Here is a 16,912-nt window from a genome sequence, read left to right as displayed (position 1 = left end):
CTCGCACCCACTCCATCCGAAGGAATTTTACCACACGCGAATGCGGCAGGTCACCACCCTTCGGGCCCGGAACCTGGCCGGTTTGGTGATGGCGAGGCCCGCTGTTCCGGGTAGGCACTCGTCGAGCCCGGAGGAGGATCTGGCGGCCTTCACCGCGAGAATTTCTTGGAAACCTCGCGGAGTACGCCATAATCAGGGGGGAATTGCGGCATCCATCAGGCTGCTTGACGCGGGGCCCCGGTCGCGCCAAGATGGATCGCCGTGGGCGGGCCGTTGCATTGCGCCGGCACCGCTCAAAGCGGACGCGATCCGTCGGGAACTCCTCGGTCGACAGGCTGAGGCGCGACCTCGCGGGGGTCGGCGACACATCGAGATGCTTCGGGGGCGCCGTTCAGATGCGGGTCTTCATCACGGGCGGCACGGGGTTGATCGGCAGGCGCCTGACTGAGCGGCTCATCGGCCGGGGCGACACGCCGGTACTGCTCTCACGCCACGCCGACTCCGCCCGGCGCAACCCCAAGTTGCGCGGGGTCCAGGTCTTGCAAGGCGACCCCGCCCACGCCGGCCCCTGGGACGCGGGCGTCGACGGCTGCGATGCGGTGGTGAACCTCGCCGGGCACAACCTGTTCGCCGACCGCTGGTCGCCGGAGGTCAAGCGGACGATCCGGGATAGCCGCGTCTACGGCACCGAGAACGTGGTGGCCGCCATGGCCCAAGCCACGGTCAAGCCGAAGGTGCTGGTCCAGGCCTCGGCGATCGGCTATTATGGCCCGACCGACGACCAGGAACTGACCGAGTCCTCGCCACCTGGCTCCGACTTCATGGCCCGGGTTTGCCGCGAGTGGGAAGAGGCCGCCGCCCCCGCGGCCAGCTTCGCCCGCCTGGCGACGATCCGCACCGGTGTCGTGCTGGCCAAGGGCGAAGGGGCTCTGAAGGTGATGACCCCCATCTTCAAGCTGATGGGCTCGCCGATCGGCGGCACTCACTCGGCGCTCGTGCCCGGCACGGGCCGTCAGTGGATGAGCTGGATCCACCTGGATGACATCGTCGGGCTGATGCTGCTGGCCCTGGACAACGCCGAGGCCAAGGGTCCGATCAACGGGACGGCCCCCAACCCGGTTCGCAACGTGGACTTCGGCAAGGCGCTTGCGAAGCAATTCCATCGGCCGTTCTTCCCGTTCGGCCCCCCTGATCTCCTGCTGAACGCCGGACTTGGCGAGGTGGCCCAGGTGGTCACCAAGGGACAGAAGGTGCTGCCCAAGCGAGCGCAGGAGCTTGGCTACACCTTCAAATTCCCCGAGCTGGCGGGCGCCCTGGCGAATCTTTTCGCCAAGCCGCCGAAGAACGAGAAGGCGGCCCGCCCCGCGCCTTCGCACGCGGCCCCAACGGCCCACCACTGACGCAACTCCCCCAGCCATCCTTCAGAACATCCCACCCACTCCGCACACACCAGAGGCATCGGCCCTGATGAATCCGATCTCGCATGGCGGCAACATGACGGCGGTCCGGCGGCGTTACGGCCTCGGCAACCTGCCCATGATCGACTTCTCGGTCAGCCTGAACGGGCTGGGAGCCCCCAAGGGGGCGATGGCCGCCGCGTACAAGGCCAACGCGAAGATCGAGCGCTATCCCGAGCCCGGGGCATTGCGGCTGACGGAGCGCGTGGCCGAGTTCCACGGCGTGCCGACCGAGTGCGTGATCGTCGGGGCCGGCACCACCGAGCTGATCAGCCTGATCGCGGCCTCGCTGCGCGACGTGCTGGCCCAGCACGCCCAGGAGCTGGGCGACCCGCGGATGGCGATGTCACACCTGATCGAGCCCTGCTACGCCGAGTACCGCCGGGCCTCGACCCTGAACAACCTGCGGGTAGACGTGCACAAGACGCACATCATCGGCTGGGAGCAGGACTACTTCCCCAAGCAGGCCTCGGGCATCAACTGGACGGGCCACCCCAATAACCCGACCGGCCGGGCCTGGGACCGCAAGACGCTGCTCGACCACGTCGACGCCTCGGGCGCCCTGCTGACGGTGGTCGACGAGGCCTACCTCGCCTTCCTGCCCGACGAGGCCGAGCGGACCCTCTGCGGCGACGTCGTCAATCGCGACAACCTGATGGTCATGCGGTCGATGACGAAGATTTACTCGATCGCCGGCCTGAGGGTGGGCTACGCGCTCGCCTCGCCCGAGATGGTCGACCGCCTCAAGCGGTTCCAGGACCCCTGGACGATCACCGTGCCGGCCGAGCTGGCGGCCGTCGAATGCCTGAATGACGACGAGTACATCGAAGAGACGCGCGGGATCGTCATCGAAGAATCCGAGCGGATGTTCGACGCCCTCTGGGACATCCCCGGACTCCGCCCCGCCTGGCCCGGCCGCGAGCGTCCCGAGGACGCCGCCGGCTTCCCCAACTTCCTGCTCGTGAGCCTGACCGATACCCCCTGGACCTCGGTGCAGGTGCACGAGGCGATGGCCCGCCGCGGCGTCTTGATCCGCGAGTGCTCCAACTACGCCGGCCTGGAGATGGGCTCGATCCTGACCGGCCCCGGCCTGGAAGTGCTCACCAAGGGCCACCTCCGGTTCGCCGTCCGCTGTCGCGAGGAGAACGACCGGCTGCTCGAAGCCCTGGAGTCGGTCATGAAGTCTCAGCCCCCGCGCTGAGACCGGTTCACGACTCGATCTCTAGGTCGCAAGCAAGTAGACCCCCGGACCCTCCTCAATCGAGGGTCCGGGGGTCGTTTGCGTGGCAATGCCTTGACGATGCCCGCCCATGCTGCTCGAGGTCTCAGAACGCAGCCCAGCCCAGTAGGGTTCCCAGTCCAATGCAGGCGGCGGCCGATCCGAGCAGCAGCGTCAGGGCGGTCTTCGGCCTCGTCTCGGCGAGCTCAGCGAGAGGTCGGAACCACGCAGGGTATTCGGGGTAAACTTCGACCTCGACGATCTGGCGCGGCTGCTGGGAGACGACGGTCGCGGGCTCGGCGTCGGCGGGCGGTGCAACGGGGGCGGGGACGGCTTTCTTGGTGGAGCGGCGTAGGAGGGATTCCAGGGCGTCGGCGGCCTCGGTGCCGCTCTGGTATCGGTCCTTGGGATGATGGGCGAGCAGCTTGTCCATGACTCGGATGAAGCCGGGGGGCAGGTCGGCCCGCGCCTCCTGGAGCGGCACGGGTCGGCCGTTGATCCGCTTGCCCAGGCGCTCGATGGGGGAGTCGCCGGGGAATGGCAGGCGTCCGCTGACGAGGTGATACATCGCGCAGCCGAGCGAGTAGAGGTCGGTCCTGCCGTCGACCTCCTTGCCGCTCGCCTGCTCGGGGGACATGTAGTCGACCGTGCCGACGGCGATCCCGTCGGCGGTGGCGAACGTGGCCTGGTTGTCGGCCTCCATCAGCACGCCAAGGCCGAGGTCGAGCACCTTGACCTGCTTCTCCTCGTTGAGCATCAAGTTCGAAGGCTTGATGTCGCGGTGGACGACCCCTTGCGCATGGGCGTGGGCCAGTCCGCGGGCAGCCTGAACGCCGTAGCTGACGACGTCGACGGGGGCGAAGACCCCTTCGGACTTGTAGATCTGGCCCAGGGAGCGGCCCTGGACGTATTCCATCACGATGTAGCTGACGCCGTTGACCTGGTCGGCATCGAAGGCGCGGACGACGCCCGGGTGGTCGAGTCGGCCGACCAGGCGCATCTCGCGCTGGAAGCGGGCGAGGGCACGCTCGTTGGTGAGGATCTCCGGCGCGATGATCTTCAACGCGACGACCCGACCCATCAACTGATGGTGCGCCTTGAAGACGCGGCCCATCGAGCCCGAGCCGATCCGGTCGAGGATGACATACTTGCCGACGGTCAGGCCGTGCGGCTTGTTGGCGAGGAGCCGCTTCGCCTGATATTCGGTGAGGAGCCGGCTGTCGACGAGCCGCTCGGCCAGCGCGGGGGCGGCCGTGGGGAGGTCGCCGGAGAGGATCCGGGCGCGGAGGTCGGAGAGCTGTCGCTCGCTAAGAATGCCGGAATTGCGGATGACCGAGACGAGGTCGAGGCCCGCTCCGCCAGTCGACTTGGGCTTCTCGGACGTCGCCACGACCGCACTCCCCTGCCCGCCTGATCCGGCGCCCTCGCCGGATCGGACGTCCCGAACCGGGGTTGCCGGGCGACCCTCGCCCGGCGCTGCCCAGCCATTCACTCTATCTCAACGGCCCGACAATATCAGCCCCCGGGCATCGGACAAGTCAAGTCGTCGGGGTTGAGCCCGCTCCCTCGGACGTGAAGCGGGCCGGTTGGGGCCCCTTGCCCTTCGATCGGCTAGATCGTCGGAGGTTTCAGCGGAACAGGACGAATCCGCCGTCCGCTCGGGGCACGCCCGCCACGCCGCTGCCCACGCTCGCCGCCGATCCGGCGGGTCCTGACGGCTCGCCGTCGGCGCCGTAAGACTGCCATCCCAGGCGGCCGTCTCGCGTCCAGGCCACGAGCGTGCCCCCCTTCATGCCGGAGAGGGCCACGACGCCGGTCCGCATCCCCGACATCCCCGGCGTCCTGATCTCGGCGGGGCCGGAGGGATTGCCCTTGCCGTCGAGCGTGGCGTACTTGATCTCGCCCTTCGTCGGCCAGGCGGCGACGAAACCGCCAGGTCGGGCGTTGACCGAGTAGTAGGTCATCGGGCAACCGTCGATCTTCCAGGGGGTGCGACCGACTCGCTTCCGTTCCACGCGGCCGCCGGCCTGGTCCCAAAGGACCAGGTACATATCCCGCTCGTTCGCCGTCTCCTCGCGGTAGAGCACCGCGAGGCGCCCGTCCTCCCCGTACGCGGCGCTGGTCGTGCAGCAGTCGCACGGGTTGAAACGCCGATCGATCTCCATCGGTGGCGCGAATGTCTCGCCGTCGTCGCGCGAGACGCTGGCGTAGAGCTTCTCCGAGAGCCAGCAGGCGGTGACATTGCCCGCGCCGTCCGCGGCCAGGCTGAAGCCCTCGCTGGGTTTCCTGTTGATGTTTCGGACGGCCGTGAAGGCGTCGGAGCCGGGGTCGAGCCTGGCGTAGAAGAGTCCCCACTCGTCCTGGGGCAGCTTGAGCTTCCAGGCGTTCGTACCCATCGCCACGTGGATGCGGCCCTCCCGGCCGACGGCCAGGTCCCATGCGGAATATTCCAGGCCCGAGACGCGCGGACCATCGCCAAGGACCGGGATGGTCGGGCCGAAGGTCAGGCCGCCGTCGGTCGATTTCGCGTAGCCGGGCCCGTGCGACGAATCGAAGAGGAGGTGGATCGCACCGTCAGGGCCGACCCTGGCCACGACCGGCTTGCCGCCGCCGGGCACCGCCACCGTCGTCACCCCGCCTGTTTCTCGGCCGGCGTCCGACGCCTCGGCGTTGCAGATCAAGGTACCCAGGAGAGTTAGGGCGGCTCCGGCCTGTCTCGTCGTCATGAGGTCGTCCTCGTCGCTGTCGTCGGTCTTCGGGACTCGTCGCGATCCGCCATCTTGGGGCTTCGGGTCGCACTTCCTCTTACTCCGTCCCGGGATCGCCCGATAGGCCCGAGTCTCCTCCGTTTCCTCGGGAGGCTCGTCGACGGGTTGACGTCGCGACGCCGGCGGCTCCTGGACATTGGGCGGTCGGCCGACTACCATTCGGCCCGTGGGCCGACCCGGCCGCACGCCGGGCGAGTCGGCGGGGCTCCGGCGGCCGGCCCCGCAACAAACGCAAGACGGATGGTACCCCGGGCACGCGGGCCGGGCCCCCGTCCCGCGCCGAAGGGATCAGGGAATGACAGCCGCCAACGACCCCCACGCCGCGCTCCGCGCGTTCAAGAAGAACCACGACTTCTTCGTCGGAATCGACAGCGATGGCTGCGTCTTCGACAGCATGGAGGTGAAGCAAAAGGAATGCTTCATCCCCAACATCATCGAGTACTATGGCCTGGCCGCCATCTCCAAGTATGCGCGCGAGGCGGCCGAGTTCGTCAACCTGTACTCAAAGTACCGCGGGATCAACCGGTTCCCCGCGCTGACGAAGACGCTCGACCTTCTGGCCGAACGCCCCGAGGTCGCCGCCCGCAACTTCGTGCTGCCGAGGCTCCAAGGCGTGCGCGACTGGCTCGACCGCGAGACCAAGCTGGGCAATCCCGCCCTGAAGCGGGCGGTCGAGGAGACCGGCGACCCCGACCTGACCCTGACCTACGCATGGAGTGAGGCCGTCAACGCGACGGTCGGCCGGATGGTCAAGGACGTCCCCCCCTTCCCCTTCGTCGTGCCTTCGCTGGAGCTGCTCAAGGGGAAGGCCGACGTGATGGTGGTCTCGGCCACCCCGAGCGAGGCCCTGGAGCGCGAGTGGAGCGAGCACGGGCTGTCGAAGTACGTCGGCCTGATCGCCGGGCAAGAGCTCGGGGTGAAGAAAGAACACCTCCAGTACGCGACCGAGGGTAAGTGGGCGAAGGACAAGGTCTTGATGGTGGGCGATGCGCCCGGCGATCGCAAGGCGGCCGAGGCGGTGGGCGTCCTGTTCTACCCGATCGACCCGGGCCACGAGGATGAGTCCTGGCGGCGGTTCCACGACGAGGCCCTGCCCAGGTTCTTCGCCGGGACGTATGGCGGCTCGTACATGGACGAGCAAGTCGCCCGGTTCGAGTCGCTGCTGCCCGAGAATCCCCCCTGGTCCGTCGTTTCCAGGTGACGTCGTCCGTTGAACCTCGACCCTTGTCCCGAATGATCCGGGGAAGCACCCATGCCCGCGCGTAACGTCGTCGTGGCCCAGTCCGGCGGCCCGACCTGCGTCATCAACAACTCGCTGCGCGGGATCATCGAGGCGTGCCGCGACGACTCGAAGACCTTCGGCACGGTGTACGCCGGCAAGTTCGGCATCGAGGGGGTCCTCAAGGAGGAGCTGATCGACCTGTCGGCCAGCTCCGCCGAGGAGATCTCGCTGCTGCGCACCTCGCCCGCCGCCGGAAGCATCGGCACCTGCCGATACAAGCTGAAGTCCGGGCAGGACGAGGACTTCGCGCGGGTGGTCGAGGTGCTCAAGGCCCACGACGTCGGCTACTTCTTCTACATCGGCGGCAACGACTCGCAGGACACGGCGCACAAGGTGAGTCTGCTGGCGCAGGACAAGGGGCTCGACCTGGTGGCCGTCGGCGTCCCCAAGACGATCGACAACGACCTGGGCGACCCCGAGTTCACCCTGCTGGACCACTCGCCCGGCTACGGCTCGGTGGCCCGGTACTATGCCCAGTACGTCCGGCAGGCCAACGAGGAGAACGGCGGCAGCAGCCCGGCCGACCCCGTGCTGGTCATCCAGGCGATGGGCCGGAAGATCGGGTTCATCCCCGCCGCCGCGCGGCTGGCCGACCCGAATCGCGAGATGCCGCTGCAGATCTACCTGAGCGAGTCTGGCCTGAACCTGGAACAGCTCGGCAAGAACGTGCTCGACCAACTCTCCAGCGACGGCCGCTGCATTGTGGTCGTCAGCGAAGGCTTCGACGTCGGCGACCTGGGGGCGACCCGAGACAACTTCGGCCACGTCCAGTTCAGCGCCAGCCAGACGACCGTGGCGCAGAGCGTGGTGAACTACCTGAACACGCTCAAGTTCCCCGTCCCGGGCAAGGCGCGAGGCCAGGTGCCCGGGACCGACCAGCGGCACGCGATCGCGTACGCGAGCGTCGTCGACCTCGACGAGGCGTATGGCGTCGGCCGCTACGCGGTGGACATCGCGCGTTCCGCGGGCAACGGTTACATGGCCACGATCCTCCGCGATCGGTCGAAGGGGGCCTACTCCATCGAGTTCGACAAGGTTCCGCTGGAGAAGGTGGCCAACTTCGACCGGAGCTTCCCCAAGGCCTGGATCTCGGCCTCGGGCTGCGACGTCACCGATGAATACCTGGCTTATGCTCAGCCCCTGATCGGTCAGGACTGGGTGACGGTGCCCACGGTGAACGGCCTGGTCCGGTTCGCCCGGATCTCGCAGACCTTCGCCCCCAAGACACTCCCCGCTTACGTGCCGGAGACGTACCGCAAGGCGTGAGCCTGAGCCGCGGAACCCCGGACGACCTTCAACTGACCGAGCGACAGACCCCAAAGGTGGATGACTGAGATGGCGGAACCGACAGCCGATATCGGCCTGATTGGCCTGGCCGTGATGGGCGAGAACCTGGTCCTGAACATCGAGAGCCGGGGATTCACCGTCGCGGTGTTCAACCGGACGACGTCGAAGGTGGACGACTTCGTCGGTGGGCGTGCCAAGGGGAAGAAGATCGTCGGCACCCACTCGGTGGAAGAGCTGGTGGCCTCGCTCAAGACCCCGCGCAAGATCATGATCATGGTCAAGGCGGGCGACCCCGTCGACGCCGTGATCGACGAGATCGCGCCGCTGCTGGACCCGGGCGATATCCTGATCGACGGCGGCAACACCCACTACCCCGACACCACCCGCCGGACGAAAGCCCTCGCCGGGCACAAGATCCTGTTCGTGGGCACGGGCGTCTCCGGAGGCGAAGAGGGGGCGTTGAAGGGCCCCTCGATCATGCCTGGGGGGAACCCCGAGGCCTGGCCGCACGTCAAGCCGATCTTCCAGGCGATCGCCGCCAAGGTCGACGACGGCACCCCCTGCTGCGACTGGGTGGGGCCCGAAGGCGCCGGCCACTACGTTAAGATGGTGCACAACGGCATCGAATACGGCGACATGCAGCTCATCTGCGAGGCTTATGCCTTGATGGACCGGCTGCTGGGGATGGCCCCCGCCGCCCAGCGCGACGTCTTCGCCCGCTGGAACGAGGGGATCCTCGACAGCTACCTCGTCGAGATCACCCGCGACATCCTCGGGTTCGTCGATCCCGAGACCAAGAAGCCGATGGTCGACCTGATCCTCGACACGGCCGGCCAGAAAGGGACCGGCAAGTGGACGGTCAACTCGGCGCTCGACCTGGGCACGCCCCTGACGCTCATCGCCGAGGCCGTCTTCGCCCGCGTCCTGTCGTCGCAGAAGGATGAGCGGGTCGCCGCCGAGAAGGTTCTGACCGGCCCCGAAGCCAAGTACGACGGCGACGCCAAAGCCCTGGTCGACGACATCGAGCAGGCGCTCTACGCTAGCAAGCTCATCTCCTACGCGCAGGGCTACGCCCTGATGAACGCGATGGCCAAGGACAGCGGCTGGGAAATCAACAACGGGGCCGTCGCCCTGATGTGGCGGGGCGGCTGCATCATCCGCAGCGCCTTCCTGGGCAAGATCAAGGAGGCGTTCGACCGCGACCCCAAGCTGGCGAACCTCCTGCTCGACCCCTACTTCACCGACCAGATCAACAAGGCTCAGGCCGGCTGGCGTCGGGTCATCGCCGCCGCCGCGACCCGCGGCGTGGCGATCCCCGCCATGTCGTCGGCCCTGGCCTACTACGACGGCTACCGGACGGGACGGCTCCCCGCCAACCTGCTGCAAGCCCAGCGCGACTTCTTCGGCGCCCACACCTACGAGCGGGTCGACAAGCCCCGCGGCGAGTTCTTCCACACCAACTGGACCGGACGCGGCGGCACGACCTCCTCGACCTCCTACAACGCCTGACCCCACCCCCCTACTGCATGACGAGCAACCCCGAGACGGCCGTCCCAACCAACGGGACGGCCGTTTCGCGTTCGAAGGGCTCACCGCTGATCGCCCGGCCCAATCCGACATAGACGACCTTGACGGCCACCCAGGGGCTGACACTTGCTCGGAGGAGCTGCCATCCCAGCGGCGTGAACACGGTCTCCGGCGACGTCCGCGTCGAATTCCTCAAGAATCGGTCGCGGCAGGCCCCTCGACCTTGCCGTTATGCTGAATGAACGCCTCGAACCTCGTCCGTCCCTTCCCCATGACTCAGGGGCGGACGGGGCGATCGGTGTGACGCATGTCGATTTTGTTTTTGCCGGCTTCGACCCATACGCTCCGAACTTCGTACTAGGGTCAGGGGGAGCAGCCTCCTCGACGCCACCCGACGAGATTCGCGAGGTCGGCGGTCGAGCTCGATGAACGGACTCAGTTGTCGCCCGTGGCTTCGTTTCTCCGATATCTACCTGCATGCGAGGATGCTCGGGTCGATTCCAGGGTTGCCAAACTTCCCCGGAATCGTATGATCGGCCGCCCAGGATTCACCCCCACCCCTCAATCTCACCCCAGGCCGTGTCCGAAGAATCTCCAGGCGAGATTCCAGGGCCGGATATTCGAGATCGATAATCTCGGGCGCGTCGGGACGAAGTTCTCCCCGATGACGCGGATTTCTAAGTCGTGGATCGTGGCCCTTCCATGACGATTGTCAAAGTTGCGCCCTGTGCGACTTGACTGTCTGGTTTTGCCGCGAACACTAGACTCAACGAGCGTGTCGAATCGAGAGGATCGGGACAGCGACCAATTGGGGTCGCGACGCTGGCCGGGGCCGAGAGGCTGGGCCGACCGTCCTCCAAGGAAAGGGTCATGATCGCAACACAGTTCGCCGAACAGGTCGAGGAAACGGTCGCGTACCGGGGCGGCGAAGCCGTCGCCGATTCCGATGGTTTCCCGCTTGTCGACGACATCCAGAATCGTCCGTTCGGCCAGTACCGGCTCGGCCGGCTGCTTGGCCACGGGTCCATGGGCCGCGTCTACAAGGCCCAGCACATGGGCCTCCTGCGGCCCTGCGCCATCAAGGTGATGAACCCAGGGCTGGTGAAGCGTGAGCCGCAGGTGCACGAGCGGTTCTGGGCCGAGGCCCGCGCCGTCGCCAATCTGGCCCACCCCAACGTGGTCACCGTCCACAACCTGGGGAGCGACCGCGGCTACCACTTCATCGAGATGGAATACATCTCGGGGGGCCGGACCCTCCGCGACGGCCTGGTGCACGAGGGTGCCTTCGAGCCGGTCAAGGCGTCATGCCTGGTGCGGCAGGTGGTCGAGGCGCTAGGGGCCGCCCACAAGGCGGGCCTGGTCCATCGCGACATCAAGCCGTCTAACGTGTTGCTGACCCCCTCGGGGCTGGCCAAGCTGGCCGACTTCGGCCTGGTCAGGCGCATCAGCGAGCTTGACGGCCTGGGCAACAACACGGTCGCCGGCAGCCCGACCTTCATGGCACCCGAGCTGTTCAGCGGCGTCGCCGCCAGCGCCCGGTCGGATCTCTATGCCGTCGGCGTGATGTATTATTACCTGCTCTCGGCCCGCCTGCCGTTCACGGCCGACCGGGTCATCGAGCTGATCCGCCAGCACCGCAACGTGCCGGCCCCCGACATCCGGATCTTCGCGCCCGACGTCCCCGAGTCGGTGGTGGCGATCCTCAAGCGCTGCCTGGCCAAGCTGCCCGACAATCGGTATGAGACGGCCGGCGAGCTGTCCGAAGACTTGCGGCTGGTGATCTCCGGCCTGCGAGATCCCGACACCCTGATCAAGGAGAGCCTCGCGGGGGTCGATTGCCTGATCCAGGGGGGAGCCGACAATTACAGGCTCGTCTTCCCGCTGCCCGGCGACCGGATCCACGAGGTCTACCTGGAATTCCACGAGTCGGGCGAGGGTGAGCGGCTCCTGACCGTCTTCGGAGTCTGCGCCCCGGCCAAGTCGATGCACCACGAGTTTGCCCTGAAGCTGAATTCCGAGCTGACCCACGGGGCAATCTCGATCCGCACCATCGGCGGCGAGTCGATGTACGTGATGACCCGGACGTTCGCCAGGGAGCACGTCCGCCCCGAGGAGATCCGGGCGACGATGCTCGAAATTGCCCGCCAGGGGGACCTGGTCGAGCAGCGCCTGACCAACAATTCCGACCTTTATTGAGCGACGCCCCGCGCCGATGGGCACCGGGGCGTGCCACTCGGGGCCGACCAGATGCCGCTCTCCAACCGACCTGACGTGGTCAGCCTGATCGTGGGGGCGTTGGTCGCGCTGGCGGCCGGGGCCCTCATGGCCTGGCAGATCCGCGACCGCGAACGCCGCCAGTTCGACGACCTCTCCGACGAGGACGACGGGTATTTCCGGAGGCAGGACAGGCGGCGACTGATCGGCGGGTTGGTGATGCTGCTCCTGGCCGTGGGCGTCGTCGTCGGCACTCGGATCCATCCCGGCGAGCCGCGACGCCCGAATTTCGACTTCGTGCGAATCTGGATCGGCGTTGGTGCGCTTCTGCTCTTCTTGCTCGGATTGGCGATGAGGGACTGGATCGAGACCCGATTCTATGCGCTGAGACACCGCGAGATCATCCGCCTGGCGCGGCTCCAACTGCTCGAGGACGAGCTGAACCGGCGACGGTCGGCAAATGCGGGGAGCGGGGGAAACGGCGAGGTCGTTGCATGGCCCGAGGGGGACGATCGCGCTTGATCCGAGAAGCCTCGGCCCTGCGATCTCGCCGGATCATGCGGTAGGATGGTGGACGGTCTCATCAGGTCCGAAGGTCTCCATCAAGGTGGTCCGTTCATGCAACCGGGGCGACGACGGCGCGGTGTGAGCGTTGCGGAAGTGGTCGTGGTGGTGCTTGTGCTCGGCATCCTGGGGCTCCTGATCTTGACCGACCTGCCGAGGCGCCGGGAGGTGGCGCGGTCGGTCGGCTGCGAGGCCAACCTGATGCAGATCGGGGCCGCCATGAACCAGTACATGGCGGCGACCGGAGCCCTGCCGACGACCCCCGAGTTCGGCCCCGGACCGTTCGCGCCCGACTCGTCGCCGCTGGGCTCGATGCTCACGTTGCTGGGGGTGGACGACTTCAGCGAGGTTGATCCGAAGGGGAAGCCCAAGCCGGGAGCGAGCCGGCACCGCGAGGCGAAGTTCATCGCGGGCTTCATCTGCCCCAGCGACACGGTGGCCCTGATGGGGGCCGCGGGGTCGCCCAGGATCGCACCATCGAGCTATCGGGCGGTGGCCGGGTCGAGGGTCGACGGCGGCGATGGGCTTTTCGCCCCAGGGCGTGTGTTGACGCCGGCCAAGGTCGAGGCCGGCGACGGATTGTCGTACACGGCCGCATTCGGCGAGCGGGTCCTCGGGTCGGGGCAGGACACGGCGGTGCCGTCGAATTACGCGATCGTCGGGGGAGAAATCCCGCCGGAAGGTCTGGAGGCTGCCCCGGCCGGCGCAACCTGGAAGGGTGACGCCGGTTCCAACTGGTCGCTGCCTGGCTGGCCCTCGACGCACCTGAACCACGCGATTCAGCCCGGTGCCCCTCTTTCGCTGGTGTCCGCATCGGGCCGGACGGCGCAGATGGGGGCGTCGAGCGGGCATGTCCGCGGGGTCCACGTCTTGCTGCTCGACGGCGGCGTCCGGTCGTATTCCCAGGGGGTTTCGCCCAAGATCTGGCGGGGCCTGGCCAAGATCGACGACCTGCCTGCGGCGACGGCGACACCCGTGACCCCCTGAGACGAGGCGAGTTCAGGACTTGGGCGTGGGCTTGAGGTCGCTGAGTCGGACGAGGGTCAACGAGTCGATCATCCGGACCCATCGGACGTGCTCCGCCTCGGCCGGGATGATCAGCTTGGCGGGCCCTTGCTTCGCGTCGAGCGGCTTGCCGTCGCGTTCGAAGGCGATGAGATAGCGTTCGCCCTTGGGATCGGTGGCGGCCTCGGCGGCGCCCAGGGCGGCCTGGTAGCCGTCTGAGCCGCGGATGAGGATGACGGCGTCGCCCAGGGCCCGCAGGTCGGCCATCCGCCGGGCTGACTTGAACTGGCCTTCCAGGACGACGGCCAACGGAACTCCGGAATAGGTGACCGTCGCATCCCCTTCCTTCACCTTCAACTCGACCCGCGGGCGCTGCTTGAGGGCGTTGATGTCGAAGGCGAGCGGCTCGACGCGGACCTCGGCGGGCGCGGCGGTGATGAGCAGGGTGGTCAGCAGGAGGGAGAACATCGGGGCGATCCTCGGGTATGCTCGGGACGATGCCGGCCGCGAAGGCGGCCCCTCCCCGGCAATCGGACGCCATGTGCGGCCGCCGGTCAAGGGGCGACCGGGTGGGTCCCGATCGCCGGCATGTCTGGAACCCGGAGCCCTCGACCGATGCAGCCCGCCCTGATCTTCGATTTCGGCAACGTCCTGGCCTTTTTCGATTACAAGAAGGCCGCCGAACGCCTGGGCGAGGGCATCGGCCTCTCGGGGGCCGACCTGCTGGCGCGGGCCCACGGACTGGGGTTCGACGGCCTGGTCAAGCGGTACGAGGCGGGTAAGATGACATCGGCCGAGTTTTCCAGGGAGGTCTCCAACCTCGTCGGCCTGCGCCTGTCCCACGACGACTTCGCCGCGGCCTGGGCCGACATCTTCGAGCTCAATGAGCCCGTCGCCGGGCTGGTCGCGGACCTGAAGCGGGCCGGATACACGCTGGTGCTGGGCTCGAACACCAACGACCTGCACGCGGCCCAGTTCCGCAGCCAGTTCGCCGACGCCCTGTCCCACTTCGATCGCCTTGTCCTCTCCTACGAGGTCGGCCATATCAAGCCATCGGCCGATTTTTATCACGCCTGCGCCGACGCCGCCGGTCGGCCGGTGGCCGAATGCGTCTTCATCGACGACCTGACCGAGAACATCGAGGGGGCTCGGGCCGCCGGTCTGACGGGGATCGTCTACCGGGATACTCCGAGCCTCGTCGAGGAACTGGCCATGCTGGGCATCCTGCCGGCCTGACCGTCAGGCAAGGTCCGCCGAGGTCAGGGCTGCGCGGGCACCGACCTCGGCGACATCGAGGAATCGGGGCTTCGTCCCCAGTCGGCCTGAGGCGTGGAGTAGCCAGGCGACGAAGCCGTCGAGGGGGTCGAAGGTGAGCTGGTGGAGGGCCCTGGAGAGCTTGGGCCCCTGCCTCATTGTGTAGGCTTCGTCGGGGAGCTGAAAGAAGGTGTGGAGCTGAAAGCTGGTGCAGCCGCGAAGGGCGTATTCGACGGCCAGGCGGCCCGAGCTGATGTCGCCGGTGGCGCTGATCTCGATCGGCGTGGGTGGGGTAAGGCCGGCAGCCTGATCGGCCCTGAGAGCGGAGAGCATGGCGAGGTTGCGATCGCTGAGGTCGGGGCCTCCATAGGCGATCCCCTTCTTGCCGTCGAATTCGCGATCGGGGTCGAACAGGCGATTGCCGTAGATGAGGAAATCGGCCCCGTCGCTGACGTGCACGGCCCCGAGCATCCGGCGCTGGAAGTCGTCAGTGTCCAGGGCATTGAAGAGTTTCAGGCCGAGGCGGACGGAGTCGGGGGCGGCCCCTTCGCGGATGAGGCCGGGGACGCGGGCGAGCCAGTCGAGGATGGTCTCTCGGGCGCCGGCCCGGTCGGAGCCCGCGAGGGTCGGCGAGAAGTCCTTCTCCAGCGGGATCGGGCCGGTCAGGCCGGCGGCGCGGCAGGCGTCAACGAGGGCGCGGGTGGTGTCGCGGTACTCGGCCACACGCCAGGAGGTCTCGCCGGGGGCGGGCAGGTGATACTTGACCGACGGGGCGACGACCATCCCCCGACCCAAGCCGATGGCGACCGACTCGCGCACCAGGGCCAGATAGTCGTCGAACGGCTGCCACCAGCCCCTGCCCTTCCAGGTGACCGTCCAGCCCCGGGCGCCGGTCTGCCGGCCGCGGATGGGCTCGGCGACCATCCGAGCTTCCTTGACGGCCCAGGCTCCCATCGACTGGTGGCCTTCGGCGTCCTGCGCGATGACCGTCTTCAGGACGACGAAGCCGAGGCCGGCGTCGGCGGCGTCCTGAACTTGACTGGCCCTCATCGAGAGCTGGCCCGAGCCCTTGCCCCAGGGGTTGGACACCGGCAGGCCGGCGTAGCGGGCCGAGACGTCCAGGCCGTATGCGTCCAGGAGGTAAGCCGGCAGGTCGGCGGGAAGGCCCTCCAGGGCGAAGCGGGCCGAGTCGTCGGCCAGCCGAGCGGTGGTGGCCGCGGGCAGGTCGGGGCGTGCGGGCAGGAGGTGGGGGCGGCCCGGGTTCGTTTCGTTCAAGGTCGGCCGATCCGGGTCAGGCAGGCCGCGATCCGGTCGCTCTCGCCGGCGGGGAGCTTCGGGCCCCAAGGGTCGTGGGCGGCCTCGGAGGGGATGACGCCCTCGTGAACGAGGCAGATGAGCATCCGCTGGATGTAGCCTTCCATCGGGGCGATGAAGGTGTTCTGGGCGAGGTCGTCAACCTTGCGACTCAACTCCAGGAATTCGGCGGCGGCCCCGTCCAGGTAGGCACGCATCATCCGGTGCTGGAGGTCAACGCAGGCGGCGCCCATACCAATCAAGGCGGCCTGGGCGCCGCACATCAGGCTGTAGCCAAGGAACCGGTCCTCGCCGGTGATCAGCAGCTTCTCAGGCGCACGCTCGCGGATGAGGGCCCCGACCTGCTGGTAGGTCATCACGCTGTCGAGCGTGGCGAGCTTGATGCCGAGCACCTCGGGCCTCGCCAGCAGTTGTAGCAAGGTGGTCGGCCCGTAAGAGATGCCGCCGGCGGCCTCGTACAGATAGAAGAGAATCAAGGGGAGGCCGGCCTCGGCCACCCTGGCGTGATATTCCAGGATCAGCCGGTCCTGAGTGGGCAAGCCGCGGAAGGCAACCGGCGGGTGGACGAGGATCGCGTCGGCCCCGAGTTCGGCGGCCTGCCTGGCCATCGCCAGGGAGTTGGCCATGACGACCTCGGGATTTCGCTCCCTGGGGGGAGAGCCCGCGGCGGCGACCACGAGCTGGCCGGGGGCCAGGCCGCTCTTCCAGGCGGTCAGGACCTCGGCACGCTGGTCGATCGTCAGCATCAGGCCGCGACCGGTGTGGGCCCAGACGGCGACCCCCCCCGCCGGGCTGGCGGCCATCGCGCGGACCTGCGAGGCCTGGGCCCCGGCATGGATCCGCCCCTCGCGGTCGAACGGCACGGGGACCGCCGCGATCAACCTGGATCGGAGCCCGTCTGCATCGAGCATCATCTTGCGGCCCCCCCGGTTAGCCTCGGCCATTATCGACGGCAGGCGATGCGATGCAACCCGGCCGATCTCCGACCTTCGCGGTTTCGAGCCCGTCCAGGCCCGCCATC

General features: G+C 67.9%; 15 protein-coding genes. 9 read left to right on the top strand and 6 right to left on the bottom strand.

Annotation, left to right across the window (positions count from 1 at the left end; genetic code table 11):
- The first annotated feature begins 395 nt into the window (after window positions 1–395).
- Window positions 396–1,400, top strand: a complete 1,005-nt coding sequence (locus tag EP7_RS07085; protein WP_463527113.1) for a TIGR01777 family oxidoreductase — start codon at window positions 396–398, stop codon at window positions 1,398–1,400.
- A gap of 67 nt (window positions 1,401–1,467) precedes the next feature.
- Window positions 1,468–2,658 (top strand): pyridoxal phosphate-dependent aminotransferase, encoded by a 1,191-nt coding sequence (locus EP7_RS07080; protein WP_463527111.1) that lies wholly within the window; start codon window positions 1,468–1,470, stop codon window positions 2,656–2,658.
- 124 nt (window positions 2,659–2,782) lie between these two features.
- On the opposite strand, the gene EP7_RS07075 is transcribed toward EP7_RS07080, so the two are convergent.
- Window positions 2,783–4,066 (bottom strand): serine/threonine protein kinase, encoded by a 1,284-nt coding sequence (locus EP7_RS07075; RefSeq protein WP_463527109.1) that lies wholly within the window; start codon window positions 4,064–4,066, stop codon window positions 2,783–2,785.
- A 238-nt stretch (window positions 4,067–4,304) separates the two neighbouring features.
- Complete coding sequence (locus tag EP7_RS07070; RefSeq protein WP_463527107.1) at window positions 4,305–5,402, bottom strand: hypothetical protein; 1,098 nt, start codon at window positions 5,400–5,402, stop codon at window positions 4,305–4,307.
- Between the two features lie 337 nt (window positions 5,403–5,739).
- Between EP7_RS07070 and EP7_RS07065 the strand changes: the two genes are divergently transcribed.
- From EP7_RS07065 to gnd, 3 genes are all read left to right on the top strand, one after another.
- Window positions 5,740–6,645, top strand: a complete 906-nt coding sequence (locus EP7_RS07065; RefSeq protein ID WP_463527105.1) for an HAD family hydrolase — start codon at window positions 5,740–5,742, stop codon at window positions 6,643–6,645.
- A 51-nt stretch (window positions 6,646–6,696) separates the two neighbouring features.
- Window positions 6,697–7,992 (top strand): diphosphate--fructose-6-phosphate 1-phosphotransferase, encoded by a 1,296-nt coding sequence (locus EP7_RS07060; RefSeq protein ID WP_463527103.1) that lies wholly within the window; start codon window positions 6,697–6,699, stop codon window positions 7,990–7,992.
- A 69-nt stretch (window positions 7,993–8,061) separates the two neighbouring features.
- Window positions 8,062–9,522, top strand: coding sequence for a decarboxylating NADP(+)-dependent phosphogluconate dehydrogenase (gene gnd, locus EP7_RS07055; RefSeq protein ID WP_463527101.1), 1,461 nt, complete (start codon window positions 8,062–8,064; stop codon window positions 9,520–9,522).
- A 10-nt stretch (window positions 9,523–9,532) separates the two neighbouring features.
- Here gnd and EP7_RS07050 read toward each other — a convergent pair whose 3' ends face one another.
- Window positions 9,533–9,703 (bottom strand): hypothetical protein, encoded by a 171-nt coding sequence (locus EP7_RS07050; RefSeq protein WP_463527099.1) that lies wholly within the window; start codon window positions 9,701–9,703, stop codon window positions 9,533–9,535.
- 707 nt (window positions 9,704–10,410) lie between these two features.
- Between EP7_RS07050 and EP7_RS07045 the strand changes: the two genes are divergently transcribed.
- The 3 genes from EP7_RS07045 (at window position 10,411) to EP7_RS07035 (ending at window position 13,305) form a co-directional block, all read left to right on the top strand.
- Window positions 10,411–11,736, top strand: a complete 1,326-nt coding sequence (locus EP7_RS07045; protein ID WP_463527097.1) for a serine/threonine protein kinase — start codon at window positions 10,411–10,413, stop codon at window positions 11,734–11,736.
- A gap of 51 nt (window positions 11,737–11,787) precedes the next feature.
- Window positions 11,788–12,276 carry a hypothetical protein gene (locus EP7_RS07040; protein ID WP_463527096.1) on the top strand — a complete coding sequence of 163 codons (489 nt, stop codon included), beginning with the start codon at window positions 11,788–11,790 and terminating at the stop codon, window positions 12,274–12,276.
- 123 nt (window positions 12,277–12,399) lie between these two features.
- Window positions 12,400–13,305: a DUF1559 family PulG-like putative transporter gene (locus tag EP7_RS07035; RefSeq protein WP_463527094.1), complete on the top strand. Its 906-nt coding sequence runs from the start codon at window positions 12,400–12,402 to the stop codon at window positions 13,303–13,305.
- A 12-nt stretch (window positions 13,306–13,317) separates the two neighbouring features.
- On the opposite strand, the gene EP7_RS07030 is transcribed toward EP7_RS07035, so the two are convergent.
- Window positions 13,318–13,791, bottom strand: a complete 474-nt coding sequence (locus EP7_RS07030; protein WP_463527092.1) for a molybdopterin-dependent oxidoreductase — start codon at window positions 13,789–13,791, stop codon at window positions 13,318–13,320.
- 147 nt (window positions 13,792–13,938) lie between these two features.
- On the opposite strand from EP7_RS07030, the gene EP7_RS07025 reads away from it, so the two are divergent.
- Entirely contained in the window at window positions 13,939–14,559 is a 621-nt protein-coding gene (locus tag EP7_RS07025) for an HAD family hydrolase (RefSeq protein ID WP_463527090.1), read from the top strand.
- A 3-nt stretch (window positions 14,560–14,562) separates the two neighbouring features.
- On the opposite strand, the gene EP7_RS07020 is transcribed toward EP7_RS07025, so the two are convergent.
- Together EP7_RS07020 and EP7_RS07015 are read right to left on the bottom strand one after the other, a co-directional pair.
- Window positions 14,563–15,852, bottom strand: coding sequence for a beta/alpha barrel domain-containing protein (locus tag EP7_RS07020; protein ID WP_463527088.1), 1,290 nt, complete (start codon window positions 15,850–15,852; stop codon window positions 14,563–14,565).
- Window positions 15,849–16,805 (bottom strand): dihydrodipicolinate synthase family protein, encoded by a 957-nt coding sequence (locus EP7_RS07015; protein WP_463527086.1) that lies wholly within the window; start codon window positions 16,803–16,805, stop codon window positions 15,849–15,851. Before EP7_RS07015 ends, EP7_RS07020 begins: the two co-directional genes overlap by 4 nt.
- Between the last annotated feature and the right edge of the window lie 107 nt (window positions 16,806–16,912).

This window comes from Isosphaeraceae bacterium EP7, assembly GCA_038400315.1.
In the GTDB taxonomy this organism is placed as follows: domain Bacteria; phylum Planctomycetota; class Planctomycetia; order Isosphaerales; family Isosphaeraceae; genus EP7.
Note: the sequence above shows the minus strand (reverse complement) of the source record. Positions and strands in the feature narration are given on the sequence as shown.

Coding starts and splice junctions, on each gene's coding strand:
- EP7_RS07030 (WP_463527092.1), bottom strand. CDS start 13,791: ATGTTCTCCCTCCTGCTGACCACCCTGCTCATCACCGCCGCGCCCGCC.
- EP7_RS07040 (WP_463527096.1), top strand. CDS start 11,788: ATGCCGCTCTCCAACCGACCTGACGTGGTCAGCCTGATCGTGGGGGCG.
- EP7_RS07080 (WP_463527111.1), top strand. CDS start 1,468: ATGAATCCGATCTCGCATGGCGGCAACATGACGGCGGTCCGGCGGCGT.
- EP7_RS07045 (WP_463527097.1), top strand. CDS start 10,411: ATGATCGCAACACAGTTCGCCGAACAGGTCGAGGAAACGGTCGCGTAC.
- EP7_RS07065 (WP_463527105.1), top strand. CDS start 5,740: ATGACAGCCGCCAACGACCCCCACGCCGCGCTCCGCGCGTTCAAGAAG.
- EP7_RS07060 (WP_463527103.1), top strand. CDS start 6,697: ATGCCCGCGCGTAACGTCGTCGTGGCCCAGTCCGGCGGCCCGACCTGC.
- gnd (WP_463527101.1), top strand. CDS start 8,062: ATGGCGGAACCGACAGCCGATATCGGCCTGATTGGCCTGGCCGTGATG.
- EP7_RS07085 (WP_463527113.1), top strand. CDS start 396: ATGCGGGTCTTCATCACGGGCGGCACGGGGTTGATCGGCAGGCGCCTG.
- EP7_RS07070 (WP_463527107.1), bottom strand. CDS start 5,402: ATGACGACGAGACAGGCCGGAGCCGCCCTAACTCTCCTGGGTACCTTG.
- EP7_RS07025 (WP_463527090.1), top strand. CDS start 13,939: ATGCAGCCCGCCCTGATCTTCGATTTCGGCAACGTCCTGGCCTTTTTC.
- EP7_RS07015 (WP_463527086.1), bottom strand. CDS start 16,805: ATGATGCTCGATGCAGACGGGCTCCGATCCAGGTTGATCGCGGCGGTC.